The sequence below is a fragment of the Pseudomonas sp. KUIN-1 genome, assembly GCF_009176725.1.
GTDB lineage: Bacteria > Pseudomonadota > Gammaproteobacteria > Pseudomonadales > Pseudomonadaceae > Aquipseudomonas > Aquipseudomonas fragariae.
Window position 1 is genome coordinate 2,000,773 of record NZ_AP020337.1, and the last position, 16,197, is coordinate 2,016,969.

Annotated in this window: 15 protein-coding genes and 1 pseudogene; 8 read left to right on the top strand and 8 right to left on the bottom strand. The window is 59.8% G+C overall.

Features of this window, described 5'->3' with window-relative positions:
• The first annotated feature begins 60 nt into the window (after window positions 1–60).
• From KUIN1_RS09385 to KUIN1_RS28580, 3 genes and pseudogenes are all read left to right on the top strand, one after another.
• Window positions 61–1,188: a saccharopine dehydrogenase NADP-binding domain-containing protein gene (locus KUIN1_RS09385; protein ID WP_116886360.1), complete on the top strand. Its 1,128-nt coding sequence runs from the start codon at window positions 61–63 to the stop codon at window positions 1,186–1,188.
• 399 nt (window positions 1,189–1,587) lie between these two features.
• Window positions 1,588–2,481 (top strand): annotated as a pseudogene (locus tag KUIN1_RS28575) (methyl-accepting chemotaxis protein); the annotation flags it as partial.
• Between the two features lie 201 nt (window positions 2,482–2,682).
• Entirely contained in the window at window positions 2,683–3,387 is a 705-nt protein-coding gene (locus KUIN1_RS28580; protein WP_373686962.1) for a methyl-accepting chemotaxis protein, read from the top strand.
• A gap of 33 nt (window positions 3,388–3,420) precedes the next feature.
• On the opposite strand, the gene KUIN1_RS09395 is transcribed toward KUIN1_RS28580, so the two are convergent.
• Window positions 3,421–4,353: a DMT family transporter gene (locus KUIN1_RS09395; protein ID WP_032655312.1), complete on the bottom strand. Its 933-nt coding sequence runs from the start codon at window positions 4,351–4,353 to the stop codon at window positions 3,421–3,423.
• A 74-nt stretch (window positions 4,354–4,427) separates the two neighbouring features.
• Between KUIN1_RS09395 and KUIN1_RS09400 the strand changes: the two genes are divergently transcribed.
• A complete protein-coding gene (locus tag KUIN1_RS09400) occupies window positions 4,428–5,282 on the top strand; it encodes a LysR family transcriptional regulator (RefSeq protein WP_058822608.1) in 855 nt (284 codons plus the stop codon).
• Window positions 5,283–5,333: 51 nt separating this feature from the next.
• Here the strand turns inward: KUIN1_RS09400 and KUIN1_RS09405 are convergent, their stop codons facing one another.
• Entirely contained in the window at window positions 5,334–6,350 is a 1,017-nt protein-coding gene (locus KUIN1_RS09405; RefSeq protein WP_002552793.1) for a 1-aminocyclopropane-1-carboxylate deaminase, read from the bottom strand.
• Between the two features lie 186 nt (window positions 6,351–6,536).
• Here KUIN1_RS09405 and KUIN1_RS09410 point away from each other — a divergent pair, with 186 nt between their 5' ends.
• The gene (locus KUIN1_RS09410) at window positions 6,537–7,043 is read left to right on the top strand and encodes an Lrp/AsnC family transcriptional regulator (RefSeq protein WP_003315203.1); all 507 of its coding nucleotides are present in this window, start codon (window positions 6,537–6,539) and stop codon (window positions 7,041–7,043) included.
• Window positions 7,044–7,190: 147 nt separating this feature from the next.
• Window positions 7,191–8,099: a DUF808 domain-containing protein gene (locus KUIN1_RS09415; protein ID WP_003404371.1), complete on the top strand. Its 909-nt coding sequence runs from the start codon at window positions 7,191–7,193 to the stop codon at window positions 8,097–8,099.
• Window positions 8,100–8,275: 176 nt separating this feature from the next.
• On the opposite strand, the gene KUIN1_RS09420 is transcribed toward KUIN1_RS09415, so the two are convergent.
• The 6 genes from KUIN1_RS09420 to puuE form a co-directional block, all read right to left on the bottom strand.
• Complete coding sequence (locus KUIN1_RS09420; protein ID WP_003423373.1) at window positions 8,276–9,061, bottom strand: outer membrane protein OmpK; 786 nt, start codon at window positions 9,059–9,061, stop codon at window positions 8,276–8,278.
• Between the two features lie 365 nt (window positions 9,062–9,426).
• On the bottom strand, window positions 9,427–10,719 hold the full coding sequence (locus tag KUIN1_RS09425; RefSeq protein ID WP_024651259.1) for a urate hydroxylase PuuD: 1,293 nt from the start codon (window positions 10,717–10,719) through the stop codon (window positions 9,427–9,429).
• 5 nt (window positions 10,720–10,724) lie between these two features.
• Window positions 10,725–11,237 (bottom strand): ureidoglycolate lyase, encoded by a 513-nt coding sequence (locus KUIN1_RS09430; protein ID WP_003415815.1) that lies wholly within the window; start codon window positions 11,235–11,237, stop codon window positions 10,725–10,727.
• Between the two features lie 201 nt (window positions 11,238–11,438).
• Window positions 11,439–12,434 (bottom strand): allantoicase, encoded by a 996-nt coding sequence (alc, locus tag KUIN1_RS09435; protein ID WP_024641047.1) that lies wholly within the window; start codon window positions 12,432–12,434, stop codon window positions 11,439–11,441.
• Window positions 12,435–12,475: 41 nt separating this feature from the next.
• Window positions 12,476–12,991 (bottom strand): 2-oxo-4-hydroxy-4-carboxy-5-ureidoimidazoline decarboxylase, encoded by a 516-nt coding sequence (uraD, locus tag KUIN1_RS09440; RefSeq protein ID WP_152091953.1) that lies wholly within the window; start codon window positions 12,989–12,991, stop codon window positions 12,476–12,478.
• On the bottom strand, window positions 12,988–13,917 hold the full coding sequence (puuE, locus tag KUIN1_RS09445) for an allantoinase PuuE (RefSeq protein ID WP_024641045.1): 930 nt from the start codon (window positions 13,915–13,917) through the stop codon (window positions 12,988–12,990). Before puuE ends, uraD begins: the two co-directional genes overlap by 4 nt.
• 398 nt (window positions 13,918–14,315) lie before the next feature.
• Here puuE and uraH point away from each other — a divergent pair, with 398 nt between their 5' ends.
• Window positions 14,316–14,669, top strand: a complete 354-nt coding sequence (gene uraH / locus KUIN1_RS09450; RefSeq protein ID WP_054092417.1) for a hydroxyisourate hydrolase — start codon at window positions 14,316–14,318, stop codon at window positions 14,667–14,669.
• 111 nt (window positions 14,670–14,780) lie between these two features.
• The gene (locus KUIN1_RS09455) at window positions 14,781–15,530 is read left to right on the top strand and encodes a GntR family transcriptional regulator (RefSeq protein ID WP_003397271.1); all 750 of its coding nucleotides are present in this window, start codon (window positions 14,781–14,783) and stop codon (window positions 15,528–15,530) included.
• Window positions 15,531–16,197: the final 667 nt, after the last annotated feature.

The window sequence follows — 16,197 nt, forward strand, 5'->3', positions numbered from 1 at the left end:
CACGGTAATCGTGACGCAACCAGGCAGGGTCATATCCTTCGGCAGGTCAGGGACGAGTCAATGGCATTTCGCGTATTGGTCATCGGTGGCTACGGTAACTTCGGCAGCCTCATCTGTAATCATCTGGTGATGATGCCGCACATCGATCTGGTCATTTCCGGTCGTGACCCGCGCAAACTGGCGGAAAAGGTCGCCGCACTGCAAACGCTGGGGGGCAGGTTCTGCGAGAGCTGGTGCGTGGACATCATGCAGGACGGCGCGGGCACTGAGCTGGGTGGATTGGGCATTGATCTGCTTATCCACACCGCGGGGCCTTTTCAGGGGCAGTCGTATGCTGTGGCCCGGCATTGCATCGAAGCGGGCGTGAATTATTGCGACCTGGCCGATTGCCGGACGTTTGTCGCCGGTATCGCTACCCTCGATGCCCAGGCGCGTGAGGCAGGTGTCAGCGTGCTGAGCGGGTGCAGCTCGGTGCCGACGCTTTCGGCCGCCATCATCGATCAGCATCGGCAGCGTTTTCTGCGTATCGATTCGATAGAGCATGGCATCTCCTCGGCAGCGAAAATGCCCGGTCTGTCGACTGTGCGCGGCGTGCTGGCCAATGCCGGACGACCGATCAGGCAACTGCGCAACGGCAATGTCCACGAAGTCCATGGCTGGATGGGCCTGACCCTGCGCCGGATGCACGGCATGGGCACGCGGCTGGTGGCCAATGCCGACGTCCCGGACCTGGATGTATTCGCGACACGCTACGCCGCGCAGAACCTGAGCTTCAAGGCCGGTTCCGCGCTCAAGGCCGGCGGCATCGCGACCTGGCTGCTGGCGCTGGCGATTCGCTGCGGGCTGCTGCGCGATCCTGCGCCGTGGGCCGAGCGCCTGTACCGTTGGGGCGCGCGCTTTGAACACTGGGGTGATCGAAAGAGCGCGATGTACATCGATGTCGATGGCCTCGACCTCGACGGCCAGCCGTTGCACATGCGTGCGCAATTGACTGCACTGAACGACCAGGGGCCGGAGATTCCCGGCAGTGCCGCCGTCGCGCTGAGCAGCAAAATGGCCGGTGGCTATCGTCCACTGCCGGGCGCTCGGGCCTGCGTCGGAGAAATCACCGTGGACGAGTACCTGGCGGCGATCGATGAGCCGGAAAACATCCGGCTGGATGTTCATTTCACGAACCATAACGTCTGACACTGCTGTAGATGTCCGATGGCTCTGTACAGGCTGCTGATGTGGCTTTTTAGTGGCACTTTCTTGCTGTTTTCTACAGCACCAATCATCGGAAAATTCTGCTCATGCAACTTAAATAAATCTTAATCATCGATCCCTGAGCCCGTAATTCATGGGGTGCGAGGTCCTCTCTCTCTCGACCGGTCCGTTATTCCAGACACATTAACTATCAAGTTAACTCTTTCAGCGCCGACTCACGGGTATTCCGGAAAAATTAAAGGCACACACGTAATGAGCGCAAAATGGTTGGACAATCTGAAAGTCAGCAAGAAGCTCGGGCTGGGCTTTGCCGCTATTTTGCTCGGGGTACTGACCGTTACCGTGATCGGTTACTCCAGCACCAACCTGCTGATCGAGCGCATGGGCAAAAGCAGCAAGGTCGCCGAGATCAAGGCTGACGTTCTGAATGCCCGGATCGCTGCGCAAGCCTATGCGACCGGCCCTACCGCCGCAGGTGTGCAGAATTACGCCAGCGCGCTGGATACCTTGAGCCGCAGTGTCGATCAGGGCCTGCAGGTGTTCGTGATCTCGAGCAACCTGGCCAAGCTGCGCGAGATCAAGGAGCAGGTGGGCGGTCTGAAGCAGACGTTCGACCAGCTGGTCGGCATCAATCAGAAAGTCGACGAGGCGTTGAAACCGATCATCAAGGTGTCCGATGACGTCAGCGCGACCTTCGAGAATCTGCTGAACAAGACCATTGACGACACCTTGCGCGCGCCGAATGAAACCGGCATCAGGCAGGTCAAGATCGCTGGCGACCTGCGTAACGGCATGACCAATTTCCGTCTGGTGTTTCGCCGCTACCTGAGCGTTCCGAATGCCGACAACCGTCAGGCCACCTATAAGGCCGCCGACGCCCTGATTGCGCAAGTGGATGCCGCTCGCAGCCAGTTGCCTGTCGAGGCAAATGCCGCAGTGGATGCCGCGCTGGTGGCGTTGAAACAGTACAAGGTGCTGATGACGTCGATTTCGGACATGCTTCAGCAGACCGAGCAGATCCGCAATGACCTGCAACAACAATCCGTAGCGACCGCAGCCCGTGCCGATGATCTGGCGGCGCTGCAGGTCATCAGTGCCCAGAAAGAACAACAAACCGCTGTGGTGCAATTGCTCAGCGTAGCGCTGGTCGTGCTGCTGGTCGGCATCTTTGCTGCGTTCCTGATCACGCGTCAGATTACCGTGCCGTTGAACAGCACCGTGATTGCGGCGCGCCGTATTGCCGACGGTGATCTGACCCATGACAGCAGCACCACCCGCCAGGACGAACTGGGCCTGCTGCAGAACACCATGCAACACATGACCGTTTCGCTGCGCGGTCTGATCGGTGGCATCGGCAACGGTGTGACGCAGATCGCCACGGCGGCCGAGCAGTTGTCTGCGGTCAGCGAGCAGACCAGCGCGGGTGTCACCCTGCAGAAAAACGAAGTCGATCAGGTCGCCACCGCCATGAACGAAATGGCCTCCACCGTACAGGAAGTGGCGCGCAACACCGAAGACGCTTCGCAAGCCGCCAAGCAGGCCAGCGAGCGCGCCGCGCACGGTAGCAGTGTGGTGCAGCATGCCACGCGCGAAATCGGTCAATTGGCCGGTGAAGTGCAGCAACTGGGTGAAGCCATGCAGCGCCTGACCGAAGACAGCGGCAAGATCGGCAGCGTGATTGACGTGATCAAGGCGGTGGCCGAGCAGACCAACCTGCTGGCGCTCAACGCAGCCATCGAGGCTGCACGGGCAGGCGAGCAGGGTCGCGGTTTTGCCGTGGTGGCTGACGAAGTCCGCTCGCTGGCTCAGCGTACGCAGAACTCCACAACCGAAATCGAAGCGCTGATCCAGGCGTTGCAAAAAGGTACAGGCGCCGCCTCGGGCCTTATGGACGCCAGCCTGCAGCGCACTGAAGGCACCGTGGTGCTCGCTCGTCAGGCTGAACAGGCGCTGGTGGAAATCAACCAGTCCATTGGCACCATTGAACAGATGAGTCAGCAGATTTCCACCGCGGCCGAGCAACAGAGCGCCGTGACCGAAGAAATCAACCGCAGCGTACTCAGTGTTCGCGACATTGCCGATCAGTCCGCTTCGGCCACCGAGCAAAGCGCAGCATCGACCGTCGAGCTGGCCCGTCTGGGCAGCGATTTGCAGAGCATGGTCGCGCGTTTCAAGATTTAATCTGCGCCAGGCCAAGTCGGCCTCCTGACCCCATCAAGAGGCCGACTGCCGTTGTTCCGCCCGCACCACCATCCACACGCCGATACCTGACACCGCCATGCCTGACGCCATCTGCCAGGACAGCGGTTCGTCGAACATCGCCCAGGCCCAGAGCATCGTCACCGGTGGGCTGAGGTACAGCACACTGGCGACGCGGGTGGCTGACGCGCGGCGCAGACACACCCAATACAGTCCGTACCCGCCCAGGGTTGCCAGCCCCACCGTCCATAGCACGCTCAGCGCAAAGCCGGTGCTGGCTACAGGCGCCAGGCTGCCCTGTGTGCCTTGAATGATCGCGAAGGCGACGCTGGAGACAGCGCATTGCAGCCACAGGTTGGGCAGCAGTGCCATGGGTTGCGCGGTACCGGATTGTTTCTGCCACAGCGTCGCGATGGCCAGCGAAAACATACCCAGCAGCGGCAGGCCGTAGGCCCACAGCGGTGCGTCACCCACCGCCAGCGCGCTGTAGGTCACCAGCACTACACCGATCAGCCCGACAAACAGCCCTGCCCAGATTGGCCAGGCCAGCCGTTGGCCGAGCACTACTGCCGCCAGGAGTGCCATGCCCATCGGTAACAAATCGGCAAACAGCGCGGCGAGGCCGGCAGGCACACCCAGCGCAATGCCCTGCGTGACCCCGGCGACGTAGCCGGTCATGGCCAGCAAGCCGATACCTGCGTTTTTCAGCAGCGTGGCAGCCGGGATCGACCTCAGTTGCCTGGCGACAAAAGGCAGCAGGATCAGGGTGACCACCACACAACGCCAGAACACCACCAGCAGCGGCGGCGCGTGGTCAAGGGAAAAGCGTGCGCCGACGAAGCCCGAACTCCAGGTCAGAACCAGCGCAGCTTCCAGCAGGGGCAGAGGAATGGCCTGGTGCCAGGCAGGCCGCGAGACGCTCGGAGCAATCGACAGGTATGGGTTCATGGACACAGGTTACGAAACCGGCGTAGTCTAATAAATCAAAATTAACTGCATGAGTTATTCAGGAATTCTGAATCATGACGGCCATTCTCGACATCGAACTGGTGCGCACCTTTCATGCGGTGGCGCGGATAGGAAAGTTTTCCGCAGCCGCCGAGCAACTTCATAAAAGCCCGGCAGCGGTGAGTGTGCATATCCAGCGCCTTGAGGCCGTGGCAGGCGGGCGCTTGCTCAATCGGGACAACCAGGCAGTGTCGCTGACGGCGCTGGGCAAGCGCCTGCTGTTGTCGACGACAGAGCTGCTGTCCACGCACGACCGGGTGCTGGCGGATCTGCAAGGCACTCATCTGGCCGGACGCATCACGCTGGGGGTTCCGGATGAGTACGCCGTGCATGTCATTCGCGACATCCTGCCAGTGTTCGCGGCCGCGTGGCCCAATGTCGTGCTGGAGTTGAAATCCGCACCCAGCTACGCCCTGCGCGAGCAGGTTGCGCGTGGCAAGTTGCAGACAGCAGTGATCGCGCAACCCAAAGGGCAGCTGAGTGCTGATGCGCAGTTTCTGGTATCGACCAAGCCGGTCTGGGTCGGGCCGGCCAGCGTTGCACTGGCATCCGCTGACCCGGTGCCGCTGGCCGTTCACGCAGCGCAATGTCCTTATCGTGAAGCCATGCTGGCCTCACTCAAAGACAATGGCCGCAAAATCCGTGTAGTCCTCGAAAGCCCGTCCAATCAGGCGATCAAGGCCTGTGTGGAAGCGGGCCTGGCGATCAGCCTCATCGATCGGAGCGGGGTCACGCAAGCCATGCAGATTCTCGATGACCTGCCTGAAATACCCGAGCACGAAATCGTCTTCCTGCGCTCGCCGTCGTCACAGAACGACGAGGCGGTGAGCCTGCTGGCGCAGGCCCTGCAGAAGTATTTTCGGGTTTAGCCGGGAACACTGCAGCCGAAGTGTGTTATCGACTGCAGGAACGCTTTCGGCTCAACCGTCCTTGAACAGAAAGCTGTAGGCATTCAGCGCCGGCACGCCGCCCAGGTGGGCGTAGAGCACTTTCGAGCCTTCGGGGAATTCGCCATTGCGCACCATGTCGATCATGCCGTGCATGGATTTGCCTTCGTAGACCGGGTCGGTCAACACGCCTTCCAGGCGGGCGCAGAGGCGGATGGCTTCGAGGGTGCCATCGTTCGGCAGGCCGTATTCCGGGTAGGCGTAGCGGGTGTCGAGCACCACGTCTTCGGCGGTGATTTCGCGGCCTAGCTCCACCAGTTTTGCAGTGTTCTGAGCGATACGCAGGACCTGCGCGCGGGTCTTTTCCGGTTTGGCCGACGCGTCGATACCGATCACACGCTGTGCCCGGCCATCGGCAGCGAAGCCGACGAGCATGCCTGCGTGAGTGCTGCCGGTCACCGAGCAGACCACGATGTAGTCGAATTTGAAGCCCAGCTCTTCTTCCTGCTGGCGCACTTCATCGGCAAAACGCACGAACCCCAGGCCGCCATACGGATGTTCCGAGCAGCCCGCAGGAATCGGGAACGGCTTGCCGCCGCTTTCCTCGACGTCGGCCATGGCCTTTTCCCAGCTCGGACGAATGCCGATATCGAAGCCTGCCGAATCCAGGCGCACATCGGCGCCCATGATGCGCGACATCTCGATATTGCCGACCCGGTCGTACAATGCGTCCGAATAGTTGACCCAATTCTCCTGAACCAGCACGCACTTCATGCCCAGATGCGCCGCTACGGCTGCCACCTGACGGGTCTGGTTGGACTGGATGCCACCGATCGATACCAGCGTGTCGTAGCCGCCGTCGATGGCTTCCGGCACCAGGTATTCCAGTTTGCGGGTCTTGTTGCCGCCGAAGGCCAGACCGCTGTTGCAATCCTCGCGCTTGGCATACAACTCGACCTTGCCGCCCAGGTGCTCACTCAGGCGTTTCAGTGGGGTAATGGGCGAGGGGCCGAAGGTCAGAGGGTAGCGCTTGAACTTGCTCAGGTTCATATCGGGTCTCCGTTGATGAGTTGATCCGGGCATTGAAGGTGGGCCTCGATGTGTTTATCGAGCGGCCCGGCATGGCTCCCATCATAGGAAAACTGCGAATAATCGTGGTTGCAAAGAATTGTCTATCTACAAAATAAGCGTTAGCCTGAATACAACTAAACAGACTTTTATTGTGTGATTTTCATTATGAAAGCAATAAATGAACGCACTAAAAAGTCCGGTGCCGATGTAACGCCGCTGCTGGACAGGATTGACCGCGCCATCCTCAAGACCCTGCAACGTGACGCGTCCATTTCCAATGTGGCACTTGCCGAGAAGGTCAAACTGAGTCCGCCTGCGTGCCTGCGGCGCGTCGAGCGGCTGAAAGAGGCGGGCGTGATCAAGGGCGTGGTGGCGCTGCTCAATGGCGATGTTCTGGACGCGGGCATGGTGGTGCTGATCGGTGTCGTGCTGGACCGCTCGACACCGGATTCATTTGCGCAATTCGAAGCCGCCGCGCAGAAGGTTTCCGGCTGCATGGAGTTTCATGTCGTCACCGGCGAGTTCGACTACTTCATGTTGCTGCGCACCCGGGACAGTCAAAGCTTCAACCGCCTGCACGCTGAACAGTTACTGTACTTGCCCGGTGTCAGGCAGATCCGTTCGTTCATGGGGCTGCGTCAGGTCGTTTCCACGACACAATTACCTCTCTGACGGGGTTCGGCGTGGCCTGTTTGCTGCATGCAGCGTCAAACGTTCACATCTGACCAAGGTCAGAGTTGCTGACTGCCACACGATTGACTCTGGCGCATGATTCAATCAGTGCCGTTTCCTTTTTTTACTTGCTCAAGGATTTTCATTTTGGCTGCTGGAAGCTTGCTTACCCTGCTTGACGATATTGCGACGCTGCTCGATGACGTGGCACTGGCCACGAAGAAGACGGCGGGTGTGCTGGGTGATGATCTGGCGCTCAATGCCCAGCAGGTCACCGGTGTTTCGGCGGATCGCGAGTTGCCGGTTGTCTGGGCCGTGGCCAAGGGGTCGCTGCTCAACAAGGCCATTCTGGTTCCGGCAGCGTTGCTGATCAGTGCTTTCGCACCCTGGGCGATTCTGCCGTTGCTGATGATCGGCGGTGCGTTTCTGTGCTTCGAGGGCTTCGAGAAAATCGCCCATAAATGGCTGCATCCCGAAACCGGCGAAGAGCATGAGCAGCGTAAGCAGGCGTCGACGGATGCCTCAGTGGACATGGTGGCGTTCGAAAAGGAGCGCGTCAAAGGCGCGATTCGTACGGACTTCATTCTTTCGGCGGAAATCATCGTGCTCGCACTGGGTGTGGTCTCGGCCAGACCCTTCATGGATCAGGTCGGTGTGCTGGTCATCGTCGCAGTGCTGATCACCGTCGGTGTCTACGGGCTGGTGGCCGGTATCGTCAAACTCGATGACCTGGGCCTGTACCTGAAGAAAAGCGCAGGTTCGGCGTCACAAAAGATCGGTGCCGGCCTGCTGTGGCTGGCACCGGTGTTGATGAAAGTGCTGTCGATCGTCGGTACGGCTGCGATGTTCATGGTCGGCGGCGGGATTCTGGTCCACGGCCTGCCGTTCGCTCATCATTGGGTCGAAGGCGTGACCGAAGCGGCAGCGGGGGCTGTAGGCGGTCTGTCGATGATCGTCCCGACCCTGATCGATGCGCTCGCCGGGATCATTGCCGGTGCCGTGCTGGTGTTGGTCGTGACGCTGATTGGCAAGGTCTGGAAAGCTGCGAAGGAGTGATTGAGGCGGTCATCCACACTTCTGATCCAAGGCCGTGAAGGCGAGCCGGGCGACGCTTCGCTTGCTCGCGAAGGGGTTGGTACAGCCAACCGAAGGGTGGCTGAAACACCGCCTTCGCGAGCAAGCTCGCTCCCACAGAATTCCGGAGTGAGCGTCATCACCGTCAAACAACGTGCTTAGAAGAACACCTTGACCAGCAAACTCGCGGTGTTCTGATCGGTGTCGAAGGAGCTGGTGTCCTTGATGCCGTATTTGTTGGTCCAGTAGTCGTATTCGATACCCACGTACAGCTGCCGCTCCGGGTAATTCAATGCCTTGCCCAGGTCATACTTGATCTGCGGGTTGAAGTGCAGGTTGGAGTGGTAAGTGCCACGCGAGGTCTTGTCGTTGTCGACCACCCAGTCCATGAAACCGTCGATCAGCACATCCGATTTGCCCACCGGAATGGTGTAGGACCACACCGGAGTGATCTGCCACACGCCGTCGCCCGGGCGATTGCCTTCGGTCTGGCGCTGGTAGAAGTTGAGCTGGAAGTAGTCGAAACCCGGAATCTTCAAGTCGAACGCCGGACCGATCAGGTACGACTCGTTATCGCCCTCACCAAACTCGTAAGTTGCGGCAATCAGCACATCGCTGATCGGCCCGAACTCGAACTTCTGGCCGAAGATCTTGCCCAGCGACAGGCGTGGCGAGAACTCGCCGTAATAGGTGTTATCGCCAGCGGTGGCGTCTTTCTTGCCGTTGTAGAAGATCTTGTCGACGAAGAAGAAGTTGTCGCCGTACTTCCAGCTGTCCGCGTGCTCAAAGGTAAAGGTCTGCTGATTTTCCGGGTTGACAGCAAAGTCTCGTCCATTGAGATAGGTCAGGCTATTACTCTGCCACTGGAAAATATCCCCTGCCATGGCGGGTGCAGCAGCCAGCAGACTGCTGGCCAGTAATGCACTGGAAATCGTACGGTTCATGCGGTGAGCCCCTTGATGTAGATCGTGATTTTTTCGGACTGGCGTTCTATGCATGACGCCTTGTCGGTGGTTGCAATAATTTGTCTGTCTGGTCAGCTTTGTGTTGTTAGCAAGAGCTGCGCCAATCAGTGAAAAAAAGTTTAAGTAACCCTTCAAATCGATATCCAGGTGTCGATTTCAGGTCATTTTTTTCAAGGGGCAGCGTTCTGAGTGCCGTTCAGCCAATGGGCCGCCCGGTCAGGTTCAGCTGTCGGCAAAGAGAGGGGCGGGTTGGCAGCGGCGGCGGAGGATACTGACTCGCGTCGCCGTGCTCAAGTGCTCCAGAGCAGGGCGTCCGGAGCGAAAACAGGGCAATGCCCGTTGCCTCAGTTGATGTGTGCGCCCTGATCGATCCAGGCGCCTACCAGATCACGTTCCTGCTGGGTCATCTGGGTGATATTGCCCAGTGGCATGATCGGCGCGGTGATTGCCTGCGCCTTGATGCGCGGCGCCTGTTGCTGGATCTGTTCAGGCGTATCGAACATCACACCGGCCGGAGCGACGCTGAACAGCTGGCTGGTAGGCGTGGCCGAGTGACAGACCGAACAACGTTGCCGGATGACGTCGTGCACCTTGTTGAAGTCTGCACCTGCCACCTTGGCAGGCTCGGGCTGAGCAGGCGCTGCCTGGGCAGGCGCAGCGGCGGGTTGCGCAGGTTGCTCATCAGCCCGATGACCGCCGACCGCCGTACCGGGCAGTGGCTGATAGACGATCTTGGCTGGCGGTTGCGCAGGGCCGGTGACATACGCCAGGCACAGCATGCCCAGTGCCGCGACCGGCAGGGTCCAGGCGAATCGATGGCTGTTGTGCCGCGTATTGAAGTAATGGCGCACCAGCACGGCCAGCAGCGCGATGCCGGCGAGAATCAGCCAGTTGTACTCACTGCCGTAGGTGCTTGGAAAGTGATTGCTGATCATGATGAACAGCACCGGCAGGGTGAAGTAGTTGTTGTGTCGTGAACGCAACAGGCCTTTTGCCGGCAGGCTTGGGTCCGGCGTACGGTTCTCGGCAATGGCGGCCACCAGCGCGCGCTGGGCCGGCATGATGATGCGGAACACGTTGCCGACCATGATGGTGCCCATGATCGCGCCCACATGCAGATAGGCACCGCGACCGCTGAACACTTTGCTGAAACCATATGCCGCCGCCACCAGCAGCACGAACAGGACCACGCCCAACAGGGCTGGGCGCTTGCCCAGTGGCGAGTCACACAGAAAGCTGTAGATGAACCAGCCAACGAACAACGAACCCAGGCCGATGTGCACACCCTCGGCGCCACTCAGGCTGCTGCCCGGGGCCAGCAGGTACAGCGTCGGGTTGGCGTAGAACACCACGCACAACAGCGCGACCCCTGATAGCCAGGTCGAATAGGCTTCCCATTTGAACCAGTGCAGATTCTCCGGCATGGTCGGTGGTGCGAGCTTGTACTTCTCCAGGTGGTAGATGCCGCCGCCGTGGATCGCCCACAGATCACCCGACAGGCCTTCACGCGGGTTGCTGCGGTTGAGGTTGTTCTCCAGCCAGACGAAGTAGAACGATGCGCCGATCCAGGCGACGCCGACAATCATGTGAATCCAGCGCACGCCCAGATTCAGCCATTCCATCATATGTGCCAGCACGGTGTTTACCCTTCCAGTGGGTGGGGATCGAGAACCAGCAACTGGCTCTCGGCAAAGTAATGCTCGTCGCAGTTGTTGCCTTCGCCACTGCGATCAACCACCAGGAAGTCATCCCGCTTTTCGATCGTCAGCACCGGATGGTGCCAGACGCCGCGATGGTAATTGACACCCTGCCTGCCGTTCGACACGAAGGCGCGGGTCGCCTCTGATTCAGGCACATCGCCGACCGGCGCGACCACGATCAGAAAGGGGTTGCCGAGCAGCGGCACGAACGCCTGACTGCCCAGCGGATGACGCTCCAGCATGCCGATGGTCAACGGCATCGGCAGCGCTTCGGCGCGGAAGATGCTGATGATCGCCTTGTCCTCCGGCTGCGCGGTCTGCACGTCAGCCAGACGATGAAAGCGCATGGTCGAGCCGTTGTTGATCATGAAGTGATCGCTGCCGTCGGTTTCGATCACATCACCGAATGGCGCAAAGGCTTCCTTGGTCAGTGGCTCGATTATCAGTTTGCGCATGCGGGTTCTTCTTCAATGGTTTTGAGGGTGCGCTCATCGTTATACACAAATCCGCTTTGGATTCTGGCCGGAGGCCGTAGGAGCGGACCGGGCGACGCTCCTACGCCCTTCGGGCAGAAGCCTGGCAGCCTTTTATTCAGGGCGCTCCAGGACTTATGTATATGATGAGCGCCGAACGTAGGAACGAGAGTTTATGCGTTGTTACCTGGCCACCTTGCCCAGCACTCGCAGGCGGCTCACGCCACCGTCCGGGAATACGTTCAGGCGGATGTGGGTGATCGGGCCGATCGCCTTGATCTGCTCGGCGAACTCGTGTTCGGCGTGCATGGTCAGCTTCTGGCTGGGCAGCAACTCGCGCCAGAACAGGCTCTGGGTTTCGATCTGGCTGTCGGTGCCACCCTTGACCAGGGCGCCCTGGATCGAGCAACTGTCCGGGTAGTTACCTTTGAAGTGCAGGGTATCGACGATGACTTTTTCGACTTCACCCTTGTGCCCGAGCGCCACGATCACCCAGTCGTTGCCGGGCGTGCGGCGCCGCGCGGTTTCCCAGCCGTCGCCCATGTTCACGCCGCGACCAGGGTTGAGGATGTTGCTCATGCTGCCGTAGTGTTCATCGGAGCAGGCAATCGATCGGCCGCCATTGAGTGCTGCAACCAGATCGATCTGCTCGTCCGCGCTGACTTTCGACCAGTCGCGATGCGGCACGCCGTACACGCGCAGACGCGCGACACCGCCGTCCGGGTAGATGTTGAAGCGCAGGTGGCTGAACGCCTGATCGCTGCTGATCTCATGGTAATGATGGCTGTTGCCTTGCAGCTCCACAGACGGCAGCACTTCGGTCCAGGCGGTGTTTTCATCGGGCTCGCCCGACGCCAGGAAGCACGCTTCCAGCGATGCGGAAGGCGGGAAGTTACCGGTGAAAAACGAGGTGTCGATGTCCACACCCTTGATGGTTCCCGCCACACCGAGGCGAATCACCGCGCTGTCGTACCCTTCGAAACGCTTGCGGCGTGACTCCCAGCCGTCCATCCACTTGCCGTTGTCGTCGAACACACCTTCTTTCCAGACGGCCGGGGTCGGCTGGAACAGCCGGTTGGCGTCGGCGAACCAGTCATCGGTGACCGAAAGGATCTTGGTGCCCAGACGCGCGTCGGCCAGGTTCACGAACTTCTCGAACGGTGCGGCGTAAACTTTCATGCTCTTTGTCTGCCTTCTGAATACGGTTATGACTGCGACGCTCAAAGCGCCTGTAGACGAAACAGTGCGATCTTGTTGATCTCGGCCAGGGCGCAAGCGAACTCGGCCTCGAGCGAGTGGTGAATGCGTTGCTCGAACGCCGCCAGAATCTTATGCCTGTCGCTGCCCTTGACCGCCATGATGAACGGAAAGCCGAAGCGGGCCTTGTAAGCCTCGTTCAGCTCGGTAAAGCGCTGGAACTCCTCAGGCGTGCAATGGTGGATACCGGCGCCGGCCTGTTCATCGGTACTGGCCTGAGTCAGCTCGCCTCGAACGGCAGCCTTGCCCGCCAGGTCCGGGTGGGCATTGATCAGTGCCAGTTGTTGCTCGTGAGTGGCACCCAGCAGGATCGCGCTCGTGCGCGCATGCAGGGTCTCGAGCTGATCGAGTTGCGCGCCTGTGCTTTGGTCGAACGCCTGCTGCGCGACCCACGGTGAGTGTTCGTAGATATCGGCAAAGGCCGCGATGAACGCATCCCGGCCCAGGCTTGAAGGTGTCAGTGTCTTGAACGTGCTCATTGCTCGGCCTTGCCGGTAAACGGATGTTCAGTGTGCCAGTGCCGGGCGATATCGACACGACGGGTAAACCACACTTGCTCATGACCTTTGGCGTACTCGATGAAACGCTTGAGTGCGGCGAGGCGGGCGGGGCGGCCGATCAGGCGGCAATGCAGGCCGATGGAAAGCATCTTCGGCGCGTCTTCGCCTTCGGCATACAGCATGTCGAACGCATCCTTGAGGTACTGAAAGAACTGCTCGCCGTTGTTGAAGCCCTGCACCTGGGTGAAACGCATGTCGTTGGTGTCCAGGGTGTACGGAATCACCAGATGCGGCTTGCCGGTCGGGTTGTTCGGCTCCCAGTACGGCAGGTCATCGTCGTAGGTGTCGCAATCATAAAGAAAACCGCCTTCCTCCATGACCAGGCGCCGGGTGTTGGGGCCGGTGCGCCCGGTGTACCAGCCCAGCGGCCGTTCGCCACTGATTTCGGTGAGGATCTGGATCGCCTGGCGCATGTGCTCACGTTCCTGGGCTTCGTCCATGTTCTGGTAGTCGATCCAGCGATAGCCGTGGCTGCAGATCTCATGACCTTCGGCGACCATGGCGCGGATCACCTCCGGGTGACGCTGCGCGGCCATGGCCACGGCGAAAATGGTCAGTGGGATATCGAACTGTCTGAACAGCTTGAGAATGCGCCACACACCGGCGCGGCTGCCGTACTCGTACAGCGACTCCATGCTCATGTTGCGCTGGCCCTGGAGTGGCTGCGCGGCAACCATCTCGGACAGAAAGGCTTCTGATTCCTTGTCGCCATGCAGAATATTGCGCTCGCCACCTTCCTCGTAATTCAGCACGAAAGACAAGGCAATGCGCGCATTGCCCGGCCAGCGTGGGTGAGGCGGGTTGTTGCCGTAACCGATCAGGTCGCGTGGGTAGTCAGCGCTCACTGCAAGCTTCCTTCTTGTCCATGGGGTGCGTTGGTTGCGTTAAGTCAGGTGCAATGCCAGGCGCGGTCGAGGCATTGCTGGGTCAAGATTGTATACAATTTTATTTTCAGCTTGTAACCCTGTACGTTTCTGCACCGAAGCGTGTCGGCAAGAGTAAAACAAGCAAGAAACCTGCCTGACTGGTCAGCTAATCATAAAAAACCTGATATTTTTCCTCTGCTTCCTCAAGGTTCGGCCCATCCCGTGCCCAGCCACCCTCTTGAATACGGGCTGTCGGTCGATCAGGAATTTATTGTGTACAGGTTTTCCCGAAAGTGTCTTAATCGGTCGCAATCGCACGATGTAGAGCACTTCATTGGTGCACTGCGTCACCATGGCCGGATGTAAGGAGTGAAGTTTTGGGAAAATTGACCACACACGTACTGGACGCCGCCCACGGCTGCCCGGGCAGCGCCATCCGCATCGAGTTGTACCGGGTCGAAGAGCAGCAGTTGCTGCATATTGTCAGTGCGCTCACCAACAGCGATGGGCGCTGCGATGCGCCTCTGCTGCAGGGCGAGGCCTATCAATCCGGCGTCTATCAGTTGCACTTCAAGGCTGGCGATTATTACCGCGCGCGGGGCGTGGTCCTGAATGAGCCCGCCTTTCTCGATGAGGTGGTGCTGCGCTTCGGCATTGATGCAGGTCAGGAACACTTTCATGTGCCGCTGTTAATCTCGCCGTACAGCTACTCGACGTATAGGGGCAGCTGAATACCTCTTGCCCGCCCCACACTGCGGGCTTTTTTTTGCGCGTATCTGCGCTTTTGCCCTGTGTACAATGCGCCAGTCCCGACGCCGCCATCCACCTGCGCACGAGTGCCCATGAACGACCAGTCCCTGCCTCTCAAGAAACAGCCGCGCAGCCTTGGCTCAAGCCGTAACGTCACGCAGGACGATGTCGTTTACGAACATGTTTTCGATGCCATTCTGGAACAGCGGCTGGCGCCGGGCACCAAACTGAGTGAGGAGGCGCTGGGCGAGATTTTCGGTGTCAGCCGCACCATCATTCGTCGCGCCCTGTCGCGGTTGGGCCATGAGGGCGTCGTGCTGTTGCGCCCCAACCGTGGTGCGGTGGTTGCCAGCCCCAGCGTCGAAGAGGCGCGTCAGGTGTTTTTCGCGCGGCGCATGATCGAGAAGGCAATCACTGAACTGGCGGTCGAGCACGCCACTGCCGAGCAACTGGCCGAGCTGCGCCAGATGGTCAGCGACGAGCGCGACAGCTTTGCTCGCGGTGATCGGGGCGCCGGTATTCGTCTGTCCGGCGAGTTTCACCTCCAGTTGGCCGTGGCCGCGAGGAACGCGCCGCTGATCAGCTTCCAGCGCAGCCTGGTGTCGCAGACCTCACTGATCATTGCCCAGTACGAAACCGGCAATCGCACGCATTGTTCCTACGATGAGCACAACCAGCTGATCGACGCCATCGAAGCCCGCAATGCAGCGCTGGCCGTCGAACTGATGATGCATCACATGGACCACATCGACAGCAAGCTCAACCTTGACGAAGACAGCGCCTCGGATGATTTGCATGCGGTGTTCTCGCACGTCATGGGCCGGAAAAAGCCGGTGCGTTGAGGGTGTCTGGATAATTCAATCTCTTGACGACGCAGAGCGTCGTGAACTGCATTCCCACGCTGGAGCGTGGGGAACGATAATCTTAACTTCGTGCTGAAGCTCTGCGTCGTAATTCAACTATCGTGCGACGCTCCGCGTCGTCATGCCGTTCCGGACGCTCCGCGTCCTCTTGGCGACGCAGAGCGTCGCGAACTGCATTCCCACGCGGAGCGTGGGGAACGATAATCTTAACTTCGTGCTGAAGCGCTGCGTCGGTAATTCAACTATCGTGCGACGCTCCGCGTCGTCATGCCGTTCCGGACGCTCCGCGTCCTCTTGGCGACGCAGAGCGTCGTGAACTGCATTCCCACGCTGGAGCGTGGGGAACGATAATCTTAACTTCGTGCTGAACTGCGTCGGTAATTCAACTATCGTGCGACGCTCCGCGTCGGCATGCCGTTCCGGACGCTCTGCGTCCTCTTGACGACGCAGAGCGTCGCGAACTGCATTCCCACGCGGAGCGTGAGGAACGATAATCTTAACTTCGTGCTGACGCTCTGCGTCGGTAATTCAACTATCGTGCGACGCAGAGCGTCGTCACGCCGTTCCGGACGCTCCGCGTCCTCTTGGCGACGCAGAGCGTCGTGAACTGCATTCCCACGCGGTGGACTGCCCCCCGAAAGTTGGA